Genomic DNA, 21,239 nt, shown 5'->3' on the forward strand with positions numbered 1-21,239 from the left:
GCGATCGCGGGGAGCTGCGTGCGTCAAACGAAGCCATCATGGCTGCGGGGCTCCTGGTGATGTCCCCGTTGCTGCTCTCGGAGATCGACCGCGTGGCCACGCGCGAGCTCGGCGTGAAGCGGCGCTCAGCGCGGTCGACGACATCCGACATTGGGTGCGACGATGCCGTGTCGTTCTGTCCGAGATCACGGGTGATCATCTGGGTGTCACCCAGTCGGTGCGCGCCCGCTATCGCGACTCAGGGGCCGTAGGGGCTCCAGTGCCCGAGAAAGGGCCTGAGGTCGTCGGCTCGTGGTTCGGGGATGTCGGGCAGTCGGGGTGGTGTGTGCAATGGGTCGAGGCGCTCGACGCTGGATGCTGCCCAGCTGATCCATGCTTCGGCTTCGGTTCTGGCCTGCCCCGGGGGCATGGCCTCGACTCGCGTGCGTACGGCGCTCACGTACTCCGTGAGTCCGGTGGCGTGGCGCCATGCCGCTTCCTGCGCTTCAAAGTGTCTGAAGCGGTACGCCTCGGCGTACTGGATGCGGGCGTCTTGCATGGCGGCTTCCCAGCGGATGCGCTTTTGGCGTGCGGCTTCGATCTCGTCGAGACGTCTGCGTTCGGCGGCTTCGCCGCGGAGGGTGATCTCCTGCGCGATCTCGGCGAGCTGGCCTTCGAGGGGGTGGCCGGGGGCGTCGGACCATTCGCTTGCCCGGTGCGGTTGGCCGCCGCTGAGGACGAAGCGGAGGCGTTCGGATGGGGTGTAGTCGAAGCGGGGGATCCTGATCCAGGAGTGCTTCTTGGCGTCGGCGAGTTCCTTCTCGGTGGCGACGTGCTCGGTCCGGTCCTGTTCCTGGAGGACGAGGAACCCCACGGTCTGGCCCTGTGCGGTGATGGTGAAGTGGGGAGATGCTCTGCGGCGGCGATGAGACGGTGGCGCGAAGCCGGTCGCTCCCGCCGAACTGGAGTGTCCTTCGGCCTCGGCAGCGGTGATCAGCGCCTGGATGAGCCGGAGAGCACGTCCTTGGACGGGCCTGGTTAGGCCCAGCGGCTGCTGTTCGTTCTGCATGGCCCGGACCACGGTGTGCGGGCGGGTGAGCCGGGCGGGCACGGGGACGGGTTCGAGGACGGCAAGGCGCCAGGCGGGGATGTCGACGAGCTTGATCTCGTACCCGCCACGGCACCAACCCCCGTACAGCTCCTTCGTCTGCGGAATCCTTCCGGATCTGCGCGCCGCGGCGATGCGGGACGGCCACTTCTCGGAGTCCGGACCGCTGCCGGGCTTGACGATCTGGCCGCCTGCCTCCGCGAGCTCTTGCAGCAGCTGTTCCGTGAATGTCACGCGGCGCTGTGGAGGAGGGCTTGGTTTTCGCGCGGAGGCCGGAGTTTCCTGTGCTCGGGGGGACGGGGGTTGCGGAGCGGCGGCCTGGGTCTTCCGCGGGCGCGATCCAGGGGGAGGGTATGTGCCGTGCGCCAGGTAGTGCCGGCCGGCGCTTGTCAGGGCGACGTTCCATTGCCCACCCTTCCGGGAGACCAGGACCAGGCCGCGGTTCTGCAGTGCCTGACAGGTGGTCTTGTAGGAGCTGGTCTCCCAAACGCCGGCAGGGCACCTGTCTTCCACCCATTTCAGCACCGAGAGTTGCCGCTCATTGACCTGCCGTTCCAATGGCCCGCCTTCGACTCGAGGTTGACGTGCGACGGCGGCATGGTGTCAGTTCCGTTCGCCGGCGGAAGATGGCTCGAAACCATTTCGCTCGAACGAGCGAAGGCTGACGTGGACCGTGTCTAGGCGGCGATGGCGCGTATCGCCGACCGGTGCCCGGCCGGGTCTTCGCCCAAGGCAGCGATGAGCTGCCATCGTGCGGGCGAACTGGGTGTCCGTGCGGCGGCGATCTTCGCCGTTGCCGTCAGCTCGGCCTCCGTGAGCTGCTGCGAGTCAGCCCGTGGCTGCGGTCGGGGCCTTCAGCCAGTGAGCTTCGTGCGCAAGCGTTCGTTCTCCTTCTCCAGGGTCTTAACGCGTCGTTCGAGGTCGGCTCGTGTCGGCTTCTTCGGGGGCGGCGGAGGTGTGGATTCTGTTGGTTCCGGTGGCTCGCCACGCAGCCCGATGGGTTCGAAGGCCACGATTGTTTGCCGGTCTTCCCCGCACTCAGAGCATCGCCTGCCGTATGACCCGGCGGAGAGGGGGTCGGTGTACGTGTAGTGCGCCTCGGTCTCGATGATGTGGCCGCAGTACAACCGGACACGCCACCGCATGATCTCGTGGTCTGCCTTCTTGAAGGACTGCATCAGCTCCGCGACATTCTCGAACGCCTGGCGGCGACGCTCCGCCCTCGCCGGGTCTGCCCGGCATTTGGCGTTGTCCTCCTCGACCTGACGCCGAACCGACCTCCTCGCTCTGCTTCTGACGGCGGTGGTTCCCGCGAGTGAGTTCATATTCTTCCAACGGAACGCCACTGTTCCGGTATTCGACTTCGCGCATGAGGGCCAGCGTAGAAGCGGTGTCCGCGCGGCCGTGGAGAAGAATGGTCTTGTCAGCCAACTTGCGGATACTGCCCATGAGTGACCGCCGGGGTGCGTACGGGACCAGGGGGCTGCCCTCCATAGAGTCATGGTTGGTTGATCGGATTCGCGGTCGTGCTGCTGTAAGCAACTGGAGGCGGCGTCACACAGACTTTCCGGATCCTGTTGGTGGCATGGATGCCAGCCCGAAGGCGTCGGACTGGGACAGCCAGCGCTACCGGCTGCCGGGTTCGCGGCGAAGGTCCCGGCCCGGGAGACCCGGTACGCCGGTGTCGAGTTCTGGGACGGACAGGCCCAGCGCCGGGTCGTCTGACCGGTGCGCGGTCAGGACTCGGAACCCATCGGCCCCATGGGTTCCTGCGCACCACAGCTGAGTACCGCGACTCATGCCCCGGCCGCGCCGTGCCCCGACGATGTTTTCTATGACACGACTGCGCACTCGACTCACCGGGCTGCCGAAAGCTGTCACCGAGATGATCGTGGTCCTCGTCCGACGCCGGGAAGATCAACAGGCCGTCGGGTAGGTCGCCTTTAGGGCGCGGCCGTTGTCAGAGGGGGTGGCTACTGTACCGGCGCATGCCGAAGAAGAGGAAGAAGAAGCCGTCGTCGCGGGCCCGGCGCACCGGCGAGGTTGCCCCGCACGAGCAACTGCCCTCCGTGATCAAGCTCGGTGGCCCGCGGGTGCCGTCGCGCGGGTGGACCTTTCAGGCGTTGATCGACGCGGGGCGGGAGTCCGGCCAGCCGCTCTTGGAGTTCACGGCGCAGCCTCCCGACGGGTACTCGTCCGATTTCGTCCCGCAGGTTGATTCCCCTCGGGCGCCGCTCCAGGCGGGGTGGTACCTGCGGTCCGACCTGGCTGTACCGGTCTACCTGTCGGTGTTTTCCGAGAGTCAACTCGCCGATGATCCAGGTGCGTTGGATCTGCGGCGACGAGGGTTTGCCTTCTATGCGGCGCACTCGGTGTGTACGCATGGAGGAAGTGACAGCGCCTATGCCAGCGCGGAGGACTTGGAGGCGTGGACTCCGATTGTGGCGCCGGACCCGAGCGTCGTGGACGCCGACAGGTATGGCCACGCGCCCGTTTATCGCACGCCTGCGGTACGGCGCCTGCCTTCGGGATCTCCCCGCACGGTGGGGGTGCTGGATGTGGACTATGCGCGGGTAGCGGGCCGGAGTCTGCCCGAGCGCTGGGATATCGACGGCGTCGGCTTTTTGGTGATGGAACGACAGGACGCCACCGACATGCCGGGACAGGAATACTGGCGGCAAGTAGCCTTTCACACGTTCCGAGATCAGAATCTTTCGGACCTCCGTGCCGTGGCCGGAGACGTCGACCTGATCATCGGCCACAATCTCTTCGACGGCGACTACCGATGCCTGCGGACCTACGGCGACGTGGTGGACGTCGGCGTGTTGGCCGCGAAGACGGTGGACACGCTGTATGCCGCCCGTCATGTGGCCGGCGGCGGCGCATCTCGTGCGGTGCGTCTGGACCTCACCACGCTGGCGGGCGCCCAGGGACTGCGGGAACGGGCGAAGACAGCGTCCCGGACCGAGGCCCACCGCGGCATCCGCGTCATCCGTGACGCGGAGGAGCGCTGGTTCTTCCAGCCCATTTCTGATGACTGCGAACTGATGCTGGAACTGTGGCTCGAACTGGTCACCAGCCGGCGCCTGCGCAGCGTCCTCCTGTCGGGTGAAGCGGTGGAGTACCCGGTCGGCGAGGACGGTCTGCGGCTGCTGCTGGAGCCGCAACTCGCCCCGGACACCTTCACGAACCTGCTGACGACGAAAGGCACCGTCTACCCGCTGCAGGGCGCGGCGCGCAATGAGAGCGTGGCCCGGATCCACCGCGAGATCGAACAGCAGCGGGCCGACGGCACGCTGGCCAATCGCCACCCCGCTGCCGCGCACCGCCAGCGCTGTATGGCACCCAGCGACACGGGGGGACGGCAGTGCGACCAGCTCATCGAGGCCACGCAGACGTATTGCCGTGCCCATCGCACCAAGCGGCGCTGCCGAGGGAATCCGGCCCTCAACGACGCCTGCACCGCCATCGCCCACGGCGATCTGGCGCATTGCCGCTGGCACCGTATGACCGCGCTCTATGTGCCACAAGGGCAGCGAATCGTCGAGGACTTCACCCTCGCTCTGCCGCTTCGCGGCTGGGAGCGGGGCAGCGACTGGGGATACGACACGGGGACGCGTTCGTTCTTCGCGAGGCTGTACCGCAACGAGGCCGACTCGTCCGGCTCACCGACCGTATGGCTTTCAGGCACTGATCCCGGCCTCGGCAACGTGGTCGCGCTCACGGACGCCGTGCAGAAGGCGACCGGGGCGTCCCGGCAGGACGTCGTGGCAGCCCTGACAGCGAATCGAAGGTCACCCCGAGAACGCGCCGTGATCACCCAGGACTGGGAACCGGCCGGGTGCGACCGTCCCTGCCCGTGCGGCACCGCGGACTGTGGCCACGGCGCACCGTGCCCGAACGACGAGTGCAGCGGTCACGACGTCCATACGATGCGCAACCCTCGCACCGAAGCGGACGTGACAGCGTGGCAGGACCATTTCGACTGTTGCGAGGGCTGCTCCGGCAGCTGCCTGGACATCTCACTCCCGGAGCGCCCCTGGGGCGAGATGCACGACGACGGCACCGTGACCGTGTACGCCGGGGTGCGCCACTACGAGCTCGGTGTTTACCCGTAGCCGCGAGCAGTCGTGGCGGACCGGTGCAGCGAGCCGGGGCCGGCGGGTGTCCGCGACCGAGCTGAACGGCGGGTGGGCCGGGCCCGGACGCCGTGAGCTGAGTGCGCCAGGTCAGCGGTGGCGCCAGGTTTGGCGCAGGCGCAGGACTTCGGTGGCCCAGTGGGCGGGAAGGTCTGGTTCGGGTATGCGTTCGCGGCCGAGGCTGAAGCGGACGTGGCGGTAGAGCCAGTGCAGCGAGGCGTCCGAGCTCGCGACGAGTGTGGACAGCAGCGGTTCACCGACCGGTGTCTCCCGGTCGACGGCGACCAGGAGTTCACCTTGGTCGTCCGGGTGCAGGTGCGGCAGCCCGCCCGCCATCCGCAGCCGCAGGTCACCCCACGTCAGAAGTGAGCCGCCGCTGCGCGCCGCGTCCTTGAGGACGTCCCGGGCGATGGCGGCCAGCTTGTCGATGGTCTCGATCGGCAGACGGTCCGGGGGAGACGGTGCGGTGGCCTTGGGACCGGGGACGGCCGTGACCGGGTCCGCCGCGCGCGGTGCGGCACGACGCGGCGCGCTCCAGGTGCGGGCCTTGAGCTGGCGCTTCCACCGCTTGACCTGAACCTCTTCGAGCACTGGTAGGCGCCGGCCCAACTGACGGCGCAGCGAGCTGATCTCGTCGAGGAATGCGGCGAGTTGCTCGGTGGCCAGGCCGTTGTCGGCACGGCCGAGTTCGGCGAGGACTTGACGGATACGGCGCAGGATCGGGTCCGTGTTCGGATCCTGTTCCTGGCACCACGCCTTCACCTCGCGCATCAACGGCGTGTAGGCGGCGCGGTCTTCGGGCGACAGACGCTGGCCGTAGATAGGTCCGGCCAAGTGGCGCGCGGTCTGGACCGCAGCCAGGTCGCCGGCCTCCTGCGCGGTACGGATCTCCTTCACGAGCCAGGCGAACTCCGCTCGGGCTTCTACGAAAGCGGCAGATCCGGAAGGCGGCGCGTCGCTGGGTGACGGGTGGGTCGCCGGCAGAGGGGCTTCGCCGTCTGGAGTCACCGATTCGCCGTTGACCTGGTCTTCCAGGCGGGTGAGCGCCGTGTGGAGGTCCTGCGGCAGGGGGCCGGGGCAGCGTCGTTTGAGAATCTTCGAGTGGGCCAGGGCACTGCGCAGGGCGAGAGGCGTGGGGCCGGGGTCGGCCGTCGCGAGGTCGGTGAACAAGGTACGCAGCGCCGCGTGGGCGGCTGCTGCTTCACGGCTGTTGATCCAGGTCTGCAGGTCGGTGCGGAGCAGTAGGAGGTTCTGCCGTGGCTCACCGGACAGGCGATCCGTGGCGATCCGTGAGACCTCCTTGCGGATCCGTCTGGCCTCGTTCAGGTCGTCGGCATCACGGGCCTGCTTGAACAGCTGCGTGAGACGGGCAATGTCTGCCGTTGCCTGTGCCTGGAACGTACGCTTGTCCTTCCCCGGCGAGACGGGGCTCTTCGCGGCGACGGGCGGGACGGCGGGCATGCTCTTCTTCGGGGGAGCAGACGCCGGCAGAGGGTGGCCAATGAGGCGGGCGAGGTCGTCCAGGAGCCGCTCGCACTCGCGTTGCCACGCGCGCAGTTCCTGCCTGCGCTCCCAGACACTCTCGTAGAGCCGTTGGTGCTGTTCGCCGTCCTTGACCGTGGTGGCCAGGCGGGCGGCGCGGCGGCCGGTGGCGCGGGGCAACGTGGCACGGCCCACGGCCAACTGGGCCTTGAGGAGGGTCAGTTGTTCCTGGGCGCCCCGCGGTTCCGCGGGGCGGGGCGCCTCCGCAATGGCAGCCGATGCCGGTGGGGGAGGAGTGCGGTGGCCGTACGCCGTATGCGCAGCGCGGATCTGCTCGTCGCTCCACCGGTACAGCGCGGACTCCGAGGCCGGGGCGGTGACTTGGAGCAGGCGCAGCGCGGTGGCGAGATAGGGCAGGGGACGGCCGGAGGGCGCGCGGACCAGGACGCACAACAGCGACCGGTTCCCATCTTGCGGCTTGTCGACCTCCACGAGGAGGTCCCGGCGCTTGGGATCAGGCAGGTGCGCGAGATCCAGGCCGACCCGCTCGGCCAGCTGATGCCACGTGGTGGTGGCCCCCTCCCGCGCCACGTCTTCGAGAGCCCGCCGCAACAGTGTGGCGGTGCCGCTGCCCTGGGACTGCACCGGAACGGTGGGGGCCGGAGCGGTCCGCGTGGCGGGCTTCGGCGTGGGCAGGGGCTCGTCCAGGGCGACAGGGGGACGCCACAGGCCGGTACGTTCCGCGTCCAGGCCCTTGAGCTGGATGAGGCTGTCCGCGCGCACCGCCCAGCGGGTGTTCTCACCCGGCCGGTCGGCTTCGGTGACCAGCAGGCGCACCGCGCCCGCCAGCCGGTACACGTACTGTTCGGTGGGGCGAGGTGTGTCGTGGGGCAAGGAGAGCTGGGCCCTGAGGATCCGGTGTCCGGCCGGTTTGATGAAGCCGGACATCAGGTACCGGCCGCCCTCCACGAGGGGCGAGTCGGTGTCCGGCCGCGCCTCGCCGTCGATCGCGAAGACGATCTCGGCGCCGGGCAGCGGCAGGCTGCCGGCCACAGCGTCGTAGCGCGCGGCGCCCTCGCGGATCAGCCCGCGGTTACGCAGTTCGTCGAGGTCGGGGGTGATGAGGCCGTCGCCGGTCATCCGGCACCGCTCGAGCGGGGACCAGGCGACGGGGCGGTTCTCGGTGACGGTGCCGATCAGAACCCGACGGCTGTTGCCGTCGGTTTCGCACCGCACCCGCAGGGCATAGCCGTAGCGGGCCGTCATATCCCGGGTGATGGCGCTCTCCAGCCCGAAGACCCACTCGACATGCCCTTCCTTGGCGGCCAGGCTGTCCGCCGTTCCACGCCAGCTGCGGTAGTCGTTGGGCCGCAGCTCGAAGCGCAAGCGTTGATTCGTGGCACGCAGCACGAAGTCCACGGCATCCCCGGGCCCGTGCCCGAGGCTGCACAACTCGGCCTGCGCCGCGTGCCCCTGGCTCGCCAGCCACTGCGTCACGTGCGCCTTGACGAACAGGTGATCTGCACTGTCGACGCCGTTGGCCGTGCGATGACAAGCCGCCCGGCTTCCGTCGCGGTCCGGGAAATGGGAGAAGTGACAGACCTTCGTTTCGTAGCGCTTGGTCATTAGCCGCTCGCCGCAGCCACCGAGCAGCGTCCCGCACCAGAAGTCGTCCTTGTCGAACTGGCGGCGGAACTCATCCAGATTGTGCGGCTCCTCGGGTAGGATGACCGGCTGGTCCGAATCCCGGCCTCCCATGACCGCCGTCTGGACGAGACGGAAGTCGATCTGCGCCACCAGCAGTTCCTCCGAAAACAGTCAGAACCCACCCACCCAAGGAGACACACACCCGGCGCGGACACCGTGCCCCGGAGCACCCCTTGCGCCTGCGCAGTCACACACGTCCCGACGGTGCAGCGACATCTTGGGCCGCCCGATGAGATTATCTGTCGCAAGAGGAGCACAGCCATATCCATGCAGCAAGGAACAGCGATGATCGGCGTACTCGCAGCCCCCATGGCGTAGGAAGCAACCAGCTACAGGCAGTCAGCCCGCCGACCGTGTCGTCGACCCCGAACGTCTGGAGAGTGTGTTCGTGATCCGGCGCGCGCCCGCGTAGCCGACTGAGGGTTTTCGAGCGGTGAACTCCTTTTGGTTTGGCTACTCATCAGCTGATCTCAGGCGGGCTGCCTGATGAGCCGGTCGTACGCCGACCGGGTGTCAACAGGGTGCTAGCCTGCGGCGATGAGCAGCTCAACCACCGGCCTGGTGCCGGTGCACATTGGCCAGCCTGAGCCCGGCTCCGAAGAAGAGCAAGGGCTGCTGCTTCGCAGGGAGCGAGCTCTGAACCGGATGGGCCCGCCAGAGCCGCTGCGTGTCCCCGGCGACGTGCCCTGGCAGCAGCACGGCCTCGTGCCGCGATGGTGGGGCATGGAGAGCAGCGACTGTCCGGTGGCCGTGGAGCCGGGCTTCTTCTCGGGCAGGGCCGTGAGGAGTTCCAGCGCTTCCTCGGCGGTGCACGGCAGCGCGGCGAGGTCGCTCTGATCTTCGCCGTCATCGGCCACGCCGAAGGGGACCGTCCCCGTAACGTGTTCTCGTCGGTGGACGCCTCCGTGCACCTCGGTGACCAGTCCACCAGCGCCGGTGGTCGGCGCCTGCCCAAGGGGATGCGGCCCGCGATCGCGCCGGGTCTGGAGGGCGCCGACCGTGATCTGGCGATCCGGCTGCTGACCCGCCCCGAGGGTGCGCCGTGGTGGAGCCTGGAGTTGTACGGCTCTCAGTCGTACAACGGCGACGGTTCCGGCAGGGTGGACCAGCCCCCTGTGGGCGAGCTGCATCCCATCCTCGTCGACTCGCTCGGGGAACCGGTGGTCGCCGCTTGGACGTCGTCGGAGGGCGACCAGCGGTGGTACCTGATCCCCGATGCCACTCGCTGGGAGAGCGTCCTGGGCTGGCTGGTGCACCGGGCACTGCCGGAGTACGTGCCCGCAGTGTTGCGCCGGGCCCGGTCACCGTTCTTCATCGACCCCGATCTGCAGACCGTCGGTGAGCAGAGCGCTCGCGACGCGCTGGAGGACCTGAAGGCGCGGTACGCGGTCGAGAAGCAGCGCCTGGAGGATGAACTGCGACAGGCCAAGGAGACTGCGGAGCCGGTGCGGTACGGGCTGCTGTACGGCAGCGGAACCGACCTGGTCCATGCGGTCGCGCGGGTGCTGACCGCGGCGGGAATGCACACCGTGGACCTGGACGAGGAGCTCGGCGGGACGAAGTCAGCCGACCTGCTCGTCGGCGCCGACGGTGTGGCATCGCGCCTGGTCGAGGTCAAGGGCGCATCCGGTCCTGCACAGGAGCATCTCGTCGGGCATCTCCAGCGGCATCTGGAGACCTGGCCGCAGCTGCGGCCCGACGAACCGGTCTCCGACGGCGTACTGATCGTCAACCACCAGCACAAGCTGCACCCGTCGGAGCGGGCGGCAGCGGTGTACGCGCGGCCCGAGTTCGTCGCCTCGCTCGACTCACTACCGGTGACGGTCATCAGCACGGTGGAGCTGTTCAACTGGTGGCGCGCCGCCGACTGGACGGCGATCCGCACGGCCATGCTGGGAGACGCGGCCGCGACCGCACAGTCGGCGACGCCAGTGAACCCGCCGCAACCGCTAGCCGCTCAGCGGCGCCGGTGGTGGAGCGGCGGACGGCACCAGTAGCGGCAGGTTGTAACGACCGTCCACGGGCGTCCAGCTATTCCATCGCGGGCATGAAACAGCAGGTCAGGGCCTTCTCGTTCGGGAGGGTCCGCCCAGTTCGTGACAGGTGGTGTGATAGCTGGTGATACGGCGAATCTCCGTCGGGAACCATCCCGACGGAGATTCTGCACGGAGCGGGCTCCGACGGAGTGCGGCGTCCACCCAGCCCGAACCTACGGTTGTTCGCTCCAGCTCGCGGAACTTCTTTGCCTGAGCAACGAACTGGACGAGTCGCTCGACAGAATCCGCGCGGCGATCGCCTGTGCGACTGCCCTCTTAACGTCGATACGAGTCTGCACGGTGACACCCTCGGTTGCGTCGTGGCTCAGGCCCCGTTGCATGACGTGTACGCCATCGGGACCGTGGGGCTCAAAGCCGGTACGAGAAGCGCAGCGCGCCGCCTTCCTCCCGGTAGCGTCCGCGTCCGCGTTTTCCGAAGGGGTTGGGGAGCATGTGGATGTCCATCCGGCCCGGAGCAAGGGCGTGGGTGACCATGAGGAGGCGCCAGCGGTCGTTGCCCGCGTGTTGCTGTGCCGCGCGTACCTCGCTTTCTCCCAGCTCGAAGCGCCCGCCGTCGCCCTGGGTCGCCTTTACTTCGTACATGTAGGGCCGCCGACCGGAGCCGATCCGGAAGTCGTAGCCGAGGCCGTCGTCGCCGGGCGGGCCGGGGAAAGCCTTGCGGCGGTTCGTCGACACCCAGCTGGTCGCGTCCATGCTGTCGGGGTAGTGCGCGCACAGCCAGTGGTAGGCATACCACTCACCTAGGTACCCGATGGCTTCCCGCTGAGCCGTGGTTAGTCCGCTGTCCGCGCTGCCGCCGCATCGCCCGCCGCGCGGACGACCGGCAGAGGATGCCCGCCGGGCGCCGGTCAGTGTCTGGGGATCGGTGAAGCGGAGCGGCCCGGCGGCGACTCCCGGTATGGCTCCGTTTTCGAGGACGCGCTGGAGTTCGCGGGTCAGGGTGGTGAAGTCGCCGTCATGCACGTCGAAGGCTCGGCCGCCGACGGAGATCGACCGCCGTTGACACTCCTGTTCGCGGCGGGCGTATTCGGCGGCGTCGCGTACCCGGTCCAGGTCGAACTCGGTCAACCTGTGCCGGTCGAGATCCGTTGTGGGAGGCATCCCGGCGGGCCACTGACCGAGGACGGCCAGCCAGGCGACGACATCGTCGGCAGCCAGCGGGCGGAAGTCCAGGGCGCCCGCCGCTTCCAGTCGTGCCATGACCTCGGTGGCGGGCTCGGCGCCGGCCAGTGCTGGTGGCCGTGGGTGCCGGGCGGCCTTGACCAGGATCGCGAGGTCGGCGGCCAGGTCGGTGATCGTACGGAGGTTCGTGCTGCGGACCTGGTCGAGGGCGGGTAGGCGTTCACCTGCGCGGGGTGCCGGGCGGCCCAGCTCTCGTGTCAGCTCCTCCTCGACGTGCCTCTCCAGGCGCTCGGTGTCGGCCGTATCCACGGTGTAGGACCACGCCGCAGGTACGCTGATCCACTTTAGGGTCGTCAGCAACGGCCAGTGGGGCATCGGGCGCCGGGCGTCGAAATCTTTCAGTGCCGCCCAGCGCAGCCGGTTCACGAGATCCTTCCTGTGGAGGTCCAGGTAGGTGTGGAGCGCCTCCTGGTGCTCCTCCGCGTGGCTGATCGGTTCCATGGGCGGTGCCATGGAACGCAGAGTGTCGTTCAGCTCGGCGAAGCCGACGCCCAGAGCGTGCCGCAGCTCGTCCGTGCTGCGGGCCGCACGGGCTTGGGCTATGAACTCCGAGGCTGCAAGCGAGAGTTGAGCGGCATGCTTCTCCAGGCCGGCCTGGAGCTCCCGCGTGTCGGCCGGTGGCGGCACGAGCAGAGTGTCAGCTGTCGTCGCGCCGAGCAGGTGGACGAGGAAGGGGCGGCAGCGCTCCACAACCACGCCGATGGCCCCGTCGATGCGCCGGCTCGTCTCCTCGATCTGGTGGACGGTGACTTCCAGGGCATCGGCGAGCTCGTCCTGTCCGGGGTCGGTCAGGTTGGCATGGCGGGCGGCGAGGACGTGGGTGGCCAGGCGGAGCCGGATGCCGAACTCCCGCCTTTTCAATAACTCGGCCGTTGCCTCCACCATGCGGGTCGTCTCGTGCCAGCTCGGTTCGGACTCCGGGGCGAGGAGAAGGGGGTGCTTCGGATCCGGCAGCGGCAGCACTCCGCCGAGACGGGCCGGCAAGGTCACGGGCTGGCCGTCCAGCTCGATTTTCCACGAGCGGTAGCGGTGCAGGCGCATGCTCTTCACCGCAGAGGTCAGCTCGTTCAGTTCCGCCTCACTCGCCCGGGGGCCGCGGGCCAGGTGATCGGCGAGGACACCCACCGCCAGGGCGAGCCAGGGCAGTTGATCGACCAGTGGCTCTCCCATGGTGATGGGGTCTACCTGCTGGCCGTCCACGGTCACGGTGAACGTCACGTCGTCGGTGTGACGGACAGTCTCGGGACGGCCAGGTGCCAGCAGTCCGGCAGCCTTCGCCGCGACACCGGGAACGACGAGCAAGGGGCACGCCATTTCGCGTACCAGCAGCGCGGTCAGGCCATCGCGCTGGTCACTGATGTAGAGCACGGTCCGCCCGTCGTCCAGGGCGGACAACGGCATGCCGATGAGCTGTTCCCCGGACTCGACGAGCAGAGTCGTGTCGCTGGGCAGTGCCGGGCGTGGCTGCTGTACCAGGTGCTTCCAGGCGCGTTCGTTGGCGCGTTGCGCGGCAGGCCGGTCCTCGGCCCCCAGCGCGCCCTCCGACGCGAGCAGACCCAGCGCGGCAAGGGCGCGAGCGCTGTCGCGGGGGTCGTCCCAGGTCGGCATCCTCATCTCACGCAGCCGGTCACGGGCCTTGTCCCACTCTAGCAGATGGCGCACTCGGTGGTCGACGGTTGGCGCATAGGCGGGCTCCTCCTCCAGCCCGGGCGGGCAGTGCCACACGTCGGCCGGCCGTACGAATCTGACGGCGCGGTCACGCCCCCGCACCGGAAGCCATGGCTGCTCCCGAACGAAGGCGGCGAGAGGGGTCAGCGCCCGTTCCCTGTCCGTGCTTCGGCTCCCCGCACTCGTCCAGGTGCTGGTGAAATACATGTCTTCCCAGTGCACCAGGCCATGCAGAACCAGGCGCGCGTAGGCCAGCCGGGCACTGTGGCCGAGCCGTTCGACGACGTCCTGACCGGGAAGCTGATAGGCGGGGGAACCTCGGTAGGACGTCCGAGGGTAGGAAGCATTGGACCAAGGGCGGTCGATATGCGGTTCCCACTGCTCCCGCACCGTTAAGCCCACCTTGGCCATGCGGACCAACCGCCGGGTGGTGAGCTCCTGGCCGTCCGCCCACGTTTGGGCATCCGGGGAGGAAACTGGCACGAGTCCGTCGGCCACCCCTGACTCCGTCAGGAATGCCCGCCACTCGTCCGCGGTATCGCCCCGCTTCACGAACTCATCCGGCGCGGCGATGAGGTGTTCAGCGATCACCTTGAGACTCTTTGACACATCCTGCCCAGCAGCGACCACCGTTGCCAGGTCCTCGCCGACGGAGCCACGGCCCCAGCCCTTGCCGAACACACCGTCGCTCGCCTTGATCAGCCTGCCGTCCACGGACGGTACGTACAGCCCCAGCGACGAGACAGTCGTGCCGCCCAACGAGCGCCGCGGCTGCCACAGCCGGAAGACGAACCGCAGGGTCTGCTGCCGGAGCCGGTGGTCGGTGCTCGCACCGAGCGCCTGCCGGACGTGGTCCAGCAGGCCCCTCATGTCGAACGGCCGGACAAGCCCCGCGTCCTCGAGGAACGTGCGGGCCGGTAGCCTCCGCCCACGCTTGCTGTGGTCGTTCCAGACCAGCCCGGGATGCAGGGAGAAGAGCCGCTTGCCGAGCAGGGCAGGGACGGAGGGTGCCTCTGCGAGGTTCATGTCCGCGCGCACCGGTTGGAAGAATGCCTCGCGCCGGGCTCCCCGACCACTCACCTTGCGCGGTGAACCTGCCCTGGCCGCAGGGTGGTTGGCGTGGCGCAGCGTTCCGTCCTCCGCAAGCAGCAACTTCCTGCCGCGCAGGACGTGCCCGTCGTCTTGGAAGAGCACGGTCAGATCCTCGTACAGCTCGCTCCACTGGTCGAGGACCGCGTCGGGACGGGGCGCGGAACGGGGACGGGGTGCGGCAGGGGATGAACGAGCGGGGTGGGAGGTCGGACGGGGGAGGGTTGCGACCATCCGCTCCACATGCCCGGCGAGTGTCTCCCGGTCCGGCTCCAGTGGGCGCGCGAGGGATTTGCACGTAGCCGCCAGCCGATGCAGGCGCTCGCCGCCCACGGCCGGGTCCGCCACCACGACTCCTGCCGCGTGGGCGCGGTGCGCTGTGAGGACGGTCAGCTCGGGGTCAGGCCAGAGGATCGCACTCCGGGGTGATGCCCAGGCCGCCTCCCGCTCGGCGTCATCGGCGGCGAGAACAGGAACGAGTGGCACGTCGTCGAGATCGCTGCCGTGTACTCGCCGGGCTGCCGCGCGCAGCAGCCCGGCTGAGCCTTTGCCGCTCTCCCAGCTCACGAGATCCACGGCCAGCCGCCCCAATTCGGCCTGCGGCACAGCGCGCAACATCGCCGCAGCCGCAAGGCAGGTCTCGGCGACGGCGTCGAACAGCAGAGTGTTGAGCGGGTGTTCAGAGGGCAGGCCGGTGCGGTCGATCTTGGTGAAGAACGGAGCGTTCACATGACCGGGGAACGGCGCCGTCAGATCCGCGCCCATCGGCAAGAAGGTATAGATCTGCCCCCGTCGCGGCCGGCGCACGGCGGGCAGCGGAACGGCAATCTCCACTGCGGCGGACGAAGTCCACCGCTGCCAGGTGTCGTCGAGGAGTCCGAAGCTCACGGCCTCGTCGAGCGCGCTGTTCAGGCGCTCCTTCTCCACGCTGCCCCGGGCCACGAGAAACGTTCCAGACGGCCCCAGATCCACGGTCGCGAAGGAGACGGGAAACTGCGCTCCCGCCGCGCCCGCCATGGCGAACCGCTCCTCGGAACGGGTCAGTTCCCACAGCTCCGCGCCCTCGCCACCGGTGGCCCGTCGCTCCAGCGTCAGGCTCGCGAGTCGGTCGAGGAACAGCATCACGGGCGCCTTCGCCTCCGCGAGCTCGCGAAGCCGCAGCCGGACCTCGGCCCGGGCCGCCTCATTCAGCAGAGGCAGTCGCACAACAGTCACATGCCCCTCGGCGGCGAGCTCCCGACAGATCGCCGGTACCTCGCCCAGCGGCAAGGGCACCTGAAGCGGCGGAAACTCAGCGGCCACCTCGTGGGCGTTCGGTTCATCGCCCAAGAACGCCTCCACATCGCCCCTGCGCGCGAACCGGAAGCAATAGCCGTCCAGTTCAGAACCGCTGGGGCCATCAGGATCCGCGCTAAAGATCTCGGGCGCCTCGCTGATCAGCAGGACGCTTCGGAACCCGACGCCCTTGTTCCCGATCCCCTCCCCAACCGCCTTGGAGCTCTGCGCCAGCTCGCAGACCCTCTCGACGTTCCTCCACGTAAAGGGCGCGCCGCCATTGGCGACGTACAACGTCCCCCACTCGCCCTCTTCCTCATCCAGCAGCACATGCACCCGGCCGTCGCAACGGCCCCTTGGGTGTGCGTCATAGCCGTTCTGCAGCAGCTCGAAGAGCGAACGCCCGGCGTACTCCCGCGCGCTCGTGTAGGACACGGCATTCACCTGCCGTGCCAGGCGCCGAACCTGCTCCGACCGCGCCCCCTCCAATACGGATCGCCCGAACCTGCGTAGCTGCTCCGCACGGTCGACACCTGCCATGGGTCCCCTCCCAACTCACCGTGTGGGGACGCTATCTCGTGCCACTGACATTCATGGGGCCTGCCGGAAACGACCCTGCGCCGCCCGAGTGCGGGGCGGCGCAGGAGCCCTGGCGAGGATGCGCATGATGGCCTGTCGCGACCAGCCTGGCGGCAACGCAACGTGACCGAAGCCACTCTGAGTTACCGGCCGGTTCGCCTGATCGACTTGTGGATCGTGTGTCAAGGTGCGTAAGGGCTGCTCTATGTGACGCATGGTACAGGTGGCCGATTTTACAGAATAGCTTCATGGATCAGCGGGGGCGCGTTAGTGAGCCAGGACAAGCCGAAAGCCGGAATGTACCTGCGGCAGCTCGGTGTCAAGAACTTCCGGTCGTGCTACGACCTCGAAATCGATTTTCAACCCGGCATCACGCTGCTCGTTGGCGAGAATAATTGCGGTAAGTCCAACGTGATCGAAGCGCTGAGGCTGGCCACGACTCCCTTGAACCGTCGCTCGACGCGTTGGTTCGATGAGGTCGACCTGTCCCACGGACGCGAAGGCCAGGAGGCTCAGTTCCGTGCGATGTACGACGGACTGACGGCAGCCCAGCGGGCCCACTACATCGCCGCGCTCGACGTGGGATCAAACCAGGCCGCCTACACGACGACGTACAAGCGGGATGAGGTCCGGCAGCAAATGCGTCCGACCGTGACTGTGGGTCCGGTGGATGGGCCAGACGCTGAACCCGACAAGCGCGACCAGATCGCGCACGTCTACCTGGCACCGCTGCGGGATGCGCAGCGCGAGCTGGACTCCTCGGACGGGAATCGGCTGCTGAGGATCATCCGCTACCTCACCGAGGAAGACGAACAGGAAGCGTTTCGCGCGCAGGCCAACGACTCGTTCACGCAGCTCAAGGAACATCCCGTCCTGACCTCCACGACCAAGGAGATACAGGGCCACCTGCGCGAGCTGACCGACTCCGTCCGCGGACAGACGGTCGAGGTCACCTTCGCCGAGTACGAACTGCATCGCCTGGCGCGCAGCTTGCGAGTGAAGATGGCCGAGGCCGGCATCCCGCCGGCCGACCTCACCGAGTCGGGTCTGGGCTACGCCAACTTGCTGTTCATCGCGACCGTCATCTTGGAACTGCGCAATGCCCAGCACATGGAGCTGACGCTTTTCCTCGTCGAGGAGCCCGAGGCCCACCTCCACCCGCAGCTTCAGGCAGTCCTGTTGGACTACCTGCAGGAACAGGCCGAGGCTTCCCTCAAGGACGACACGCAGGGCCCGGCCGGCCGCATCCAGGTCATCGCCAGCACACACTCGCCCAACCTGGCCAGCAGCGTCGGAATCGAGAACGTCGTCGCGCTGCGCACACGGGTGGACCAGGAGACTGTCCAGAACGGCCAGGGCCAGGACAAGGACGTGCTGCGCCGGAAGACCCAGGCACTCCCGCTGGCCAAGATCGAGCTTTCTGAGGCCGAGCGGCGGAAGATCAACCAGTACCTGGACGCCACCCGGGCCGGCTTGCTCTTCGCCCGTAGGGTCATCCTCGTCGAAGGGATCGCCGAGGCCGTCCTGCTGCCGGTGCTCGCCCGTCACTGCGTCTTCGGCGGCGAGGACCAGGCCAAGCAGCGCCGGGACTTCCACGGTGTCACGATCATCAACGTCGGCAGCGTCGACTTCGCCCCCTACATCACGCTGCTGCTGTCGCAGGTCAACGGGTGCCGGCTCCTGGACAAACTGACCGTCATCACCGACGGCGACCCGGACATCCCCAAGGAGAAGAAGACCGAGGAGGGGGAGAGCGAGGACGGCCAGGGCGAGGTCCAGGAACCGGCAGCCGCTGCCCCGACCGGGAACGATCCTGAAGCGGACGCTGAAACCGACGAGGACGAGCCGGACGACGACGATGACGACACCGCGGTGAACAACCGCAAGGACCGGCTGACAGTCCACGCCGAGTCGATCGGGGCCAAGGACCACCTGCACGTGGCCGAGGCTCCCCACACCCTGGAAGCCGACCTCCTGACGCCCGAGGCCAACGAGCCCGTACTCAAAGCCGCCTTCCTGAAGCAGAAGACGCGCTCCAAGAAGAAGTGGCAGGAGATCCTCGACAATGAACGGGGGCGGGCTTGGGGGTTCTACCTCAAACTCCGCAAGCACAAGAAGTTCATCGGCAAGGGAGAGTTCGCGCACGACGTGGCCTTGGCGATCGAGAACGGGAAGACCTTCGAAGCCCCGCAGTACCTCGCCGACGCCATCCGCGGCGTCCTGGCGGACACCTCGGGTGAGGCACGTTGAACGAGGTGAAGCTCACCGACGGCCAGCAGGCCCTCGTCGACGCCACAGACAGCCTGTTCGCGGCAGCCTGCCCTGGGGCCGGTAAGACCCGGGCCATGGTCGCCCGCTTCCTCAAGCGGACCGCCGAGGAACCCCGACGCGGGATCGCCCTGATCTCCTTCACCAACGCCGCGGTGGACGAGGTCCGACACAGGTGTGGCAGCCAAACGGAGGCCCTGCGGACACCCCATTTCGTCGGCACGTTCGACACGTTCATCCACCGTTTCATCGTCACCCCTCTGTACGTGAAGGCGTACAACCGGAAGCCCAACTACGTACAGTCCTGGCAGGACGTGACCAGTACGAGCTTTCGCCTCGTCCCTGATCTAGGGAGGGCCAAAGACCTGGAATTCCGCTGGTTCGACTTCGAACCGGACGGGCGCGCCTATCTGGACGTGAGCCGGGTGCCGAAGACGTTCGGCGATGCCGCGGTGCACCATCAGTTGGCTCAGCGCAAATACGAGGCGGAAGCCAAGGCGTCGCACATCTTTGGCCAACTACTCAAGGTCGGGACCATCACCTGCGAGGCTGCCCGTCTGCTGGCCGCGTTCTGGCTCAACAGCTCCGAGGAGCGGGCGATCCTTGAAGGGCTGCTGCGGGCTCGTTTCGCCGAGGTCATAGTGGACGAAGCGCAGGACTGTGGCCGGGAAGAGCTCGACATCCTCCACTTCCTTCAAGACAGCGGCGTCCGCGTGGTCATGGTGGGAGACCTCGACCAATCGATCTACGAGTTCCGCAACGCGACTCCCGCCGCAGTCCAGGAGTTTGCCGCCCGCGTCCCTGCCCAACCCGAACTCGACGACAACTGGCGCAGCTCTCCGGCCATTTGTGCCTTCAACAGCGCACTGAGGTCCGGGCAACTGGTGGAGACGGCTCGCGGCGAGAACTCCGTCGTCCAGACCCCTGTCCACCTGATCGAGTTCTCGGCTCTTGACCAGATCGTGCCCGCGGCGCTGGAAGTCGCTGAGCGATACAAGCTCGCAGCAGACGATCTCGTCGTCCTGTCCCACGCCGAAGCTCACGGTATGAAGGCGGTCGGCGTCGCCGGCCTGGAAGCCGCTGGGAGCAACCGCGTGCTGGCCATCGCCAACGCCGGATCTACGCTCCGGTCGCGGGACACGGACCCGAAGGCCCGCCGGAAGGCCGTCGAACAGGTACAGCGAGCCATCCTGGCAACGCTCACCGTCGGGCGTGACACACAGCATCACAGCTTCACCGCGGTCTGCGAGGAGATCAGCGTCGACCCTCGGTGGCTGGAGAGCTTCGCAGTACGGATGGCCTTGGGGCTCGACGCTCAAGGCAAGACCCGGCTCGACTTCGCTGCCGAGGTGCGTGAGTTCTTGAAAACAGCCGGCTGGGGAGACGGGCCAGCCCCGGCCTCCAGCGATCTGGGTAAGCTGTTCAAAGCACCACCGGAGGCCGCTTGGGCTGGCGTCTCCAGCTTCGGCAACAGCCCGTCCATCCGCTACTCCACTGTCCACGGTGTTAAGGGCATGGAATTCCCCGGAGTCGTACTTGTCCTTCCGGACAGGCTGCGGGTAGACCCGGTGACTGGGCGGACGGTCTTGGACGACTGGGAAGGCGCCCACAACACCGAGGCCCGGCGTGTCCTCTACGTGGCTGGCTCCCGAGCGCAGGAACTGCTCGTGTGCGCCCTGCATCGTAAGCACACGAGTCGAGTTGCGGCGCTACTCGATGTCAAGGGCGTTCCCTACAGCACGGCGTAGAGCGGCCCACACCAAGGGCGTTCGGTTTCAGACATCACTGAGGCGACGGACCGGCTCGCCTTGGGAACACTCACTGAGCCTTTGCCAACTTGCCTCGTGAGCTGGTCAGTTGGGTCGACAGATGAGTGAAGCCCCTGGTAGACGGGTTCACGACCAAGATCACCCGGTACCCACCAGAGGCTTCGCATGCTTGTCTACCCGTGTGGGTGGACGTGTCCAGTCGATCCCTGTCCTTCCTCGCTGCTCGCCTGCGAGAACACCATCGTCGGATCAAGAGCCGCTGGCGCCGGCTCCCGGTCGGCCGTCAAGCCCTGCTGGTGTTGGCGCATCTGCGGAACGGAACCACGTACGCCCAGCTCGCGGCGGGTTTCGGGGTCGGGACGAGCACGGTCTACCGCTACATCAGCGAGGCCGTCGACCTGCTGGCCGCACTGGCACCGACCCTCGACGAGGCCGTCCGGGCTGCTTCGACGAAAGCGTACGTCCTGCTCGACGGGACGCTCCTCCCCATCGACCGGATCGCCGCCGACCGGCCCTTCTACTCGGGGAAGCATAAGAAGCACGGCATGAACGTGCAGGTCATCGCCGATCCGTTCGGCCGGCTGCTATGGGCCTCGCCCGCACTGCCAGGAGCCGTTCACGACGTTCGGGCGGCCCGCGAACACGGCATCATCAACGCCCTCGACCAGGCCCGAATCCCTTGCTGGGCGGACAAGGGCTACCAGGGCGCCCGCGGTACGGTCCGGGTTCCGTTCCGCGGCCGATGGGAGACACTTTCCACAGGTCAGCAGGCCGTGAACCGATCCCAGGCCAAAATCCGTGCCCTCGTCGAACAAGCCATGGCTACCCTCAAGAACTGGCGACTCCTTCGCAAACTCCGCTGCTCGACCACCCGCATCACGGGCCTGGTCCAAGCTGTCCTCACCCTGCATCACGCCAGCTCACCAGCAGGTTGAAA

8 protein-coding genes and 2 pseudogenes are annotated in these 21,239 nt (G+C 67.8%); 6 read left to right on the top strand and 4 right to left on the bottom strand.

The window, feature by feature from the left end; all coding sequences use genetic code 11:
* Positions 1-38: 38 nt before the first annotated feature.
* A pseudogene (locus tag CP978_RS36240) lies at positions 39-235 on the top strand (VapC toxin family PIN domain ribonuclease); the annotation flags it as partial.
* A 3-nt stretch (positions 236-238) separates the two neighbouring features.
* On the opposite strand, the gene CP978_RS35800 reads toward CP978_RS36240, so the two are convergent.
* Both CP978_RS35800 and CP978_RS25425 read right to left on the bottom strand, forming a co-directional pair.
* On the bottom strand, positions 239-1,321 hold the full coding sequence (locus CP978_RS35800) for a hypothetical protein (protein ID WP_242647102.1): 1,083 nt from the start codon (positions 1,319-1,321) through the stop codon (positions 239-241).
* 620 nt (positions 1,322-1,941) lie between these two features.
* The gene (locus CP978_RS25425) at positions 1,942-2,412 is read right to left on the bottom strand and encodes a hypothetical protein (protein ID WP_043444638.1); all 471 of its coding nucleotides are present in this window, start codon (positions 2,410-2,412) and stop codon (positions 1,942-1,944) included.
* A gap of 663 nt (positions 2,413-3,075) precedes the next feature.
* Between CP978_RS25425 and CP978_RS25435 the strand changes: the two genes are divergently transcribed.
* A complete protein-coding gene (locus tag CP978_RS25435; protein WP_144401485.1) occupies positions 3,076-5,205 on the top strand; it encodes a hypothetical protein in 2,130 nt (709 codons plus the stop codon).
* Positions 5,206-5,316: 111 nt separating this feature from the next.
* Here CP978_RS25435 and CP978_RS25440 read toward each other — a convergent pair whose 3' ends face one another.
* Positions 5,317-8,505: a hypothetical protein gene (locus tag CP978_RS25440; protein ID WP_052454270.1), complete on the bottom strand. Its 3,189-nt coding sequence runs from the start codon at positions 8,503-8,505 to the stop codon at positions 5,317-5,319.
* 623 nt (positions 8,506-9,128) lie between these two features.
* On the opposite strand from CP978_RS25440, the gene CP978_RS25445 reads away from it, so the two are divergent.
* Entirely contained in the window at positions 9,129-10,412 is a 1,284-nt protein-coding gene (locus CP978_RS25445; RefSeq protein ID WP_207312877.1) for a hypothetical protein, read from the top strand.
* A 408-nt stretch (positions 10,413-10,820) separates the two neighbouring features.
* On the opposite strand, the gene CP978_RS25450 is transcribed toward CP978_RS25445, so the two are convergent.
* Positions 10,821-16,226: a sacsin N-terminal ATP-binding-like domain-containing protein gene (locus tag CP978_RS25450; RefSeq protein WP_150478309.1), complete on the bottom strand. Its 5,406-nt coding sequence runs from the start codon at positions 16,224-16,226 to the stop codon at positions 10,821-10,823.
* A gap of 309 nt (positions 16,227-16,535) precedes the next feature.
* On the opposite strand from CP978_RS25450, the gene CP978_RS25455 reads away from it, so the two are divergent.
* The 3 genes and pseudogenes from CP978_RS25455 to CP978_RS25465 all read left to right on the top strand — a co-directional run bounded on the left by CP978_RS25455 (position 16,536) and on the right by CP978_RS25465 (position 21,237).
* Positions 16,536-18,515: an ATP-dependent nuclease gene (locus tag CP978_RS25455; protein ID WP_144401486.1), complete on the top strand. Its 1,980-nt coding sequence runs from the start codon at positions 16,536-16,538 to the stop codon at positions 18,513-18,515.
* Between the two features lie 5 nt (positions 18,516-18,520).
* Complete coding sequence (locus CP978_RS25460) at positions 18,521-20,281, top strand: ATP-dependent helicase (protein WP_158508346.1); 1,761 nt, start codon at positions 18,521-18,523, stop codon at positions 20,279-20,281.
* Between the two features lie 186 nt (positions 20,282-20,467).
* Positions 20,468-21,237, top strand: a pseudogene (locus CP978_RS25465) (IS5 family transposase).
* The last annotated feature ends 2 nt before the right edge of the window (positions 21,238-21,239 follow it).

It is taken from the genome of Streptomyces nodosus (genome assembly GCF_008704995.1).
Classification (GTDB): Bacteria; Actinomycetota; Actinomycetes; order Streptomycetales; family Streptomycetaceae; genus Streptomyces; species Streptomyces nodosus.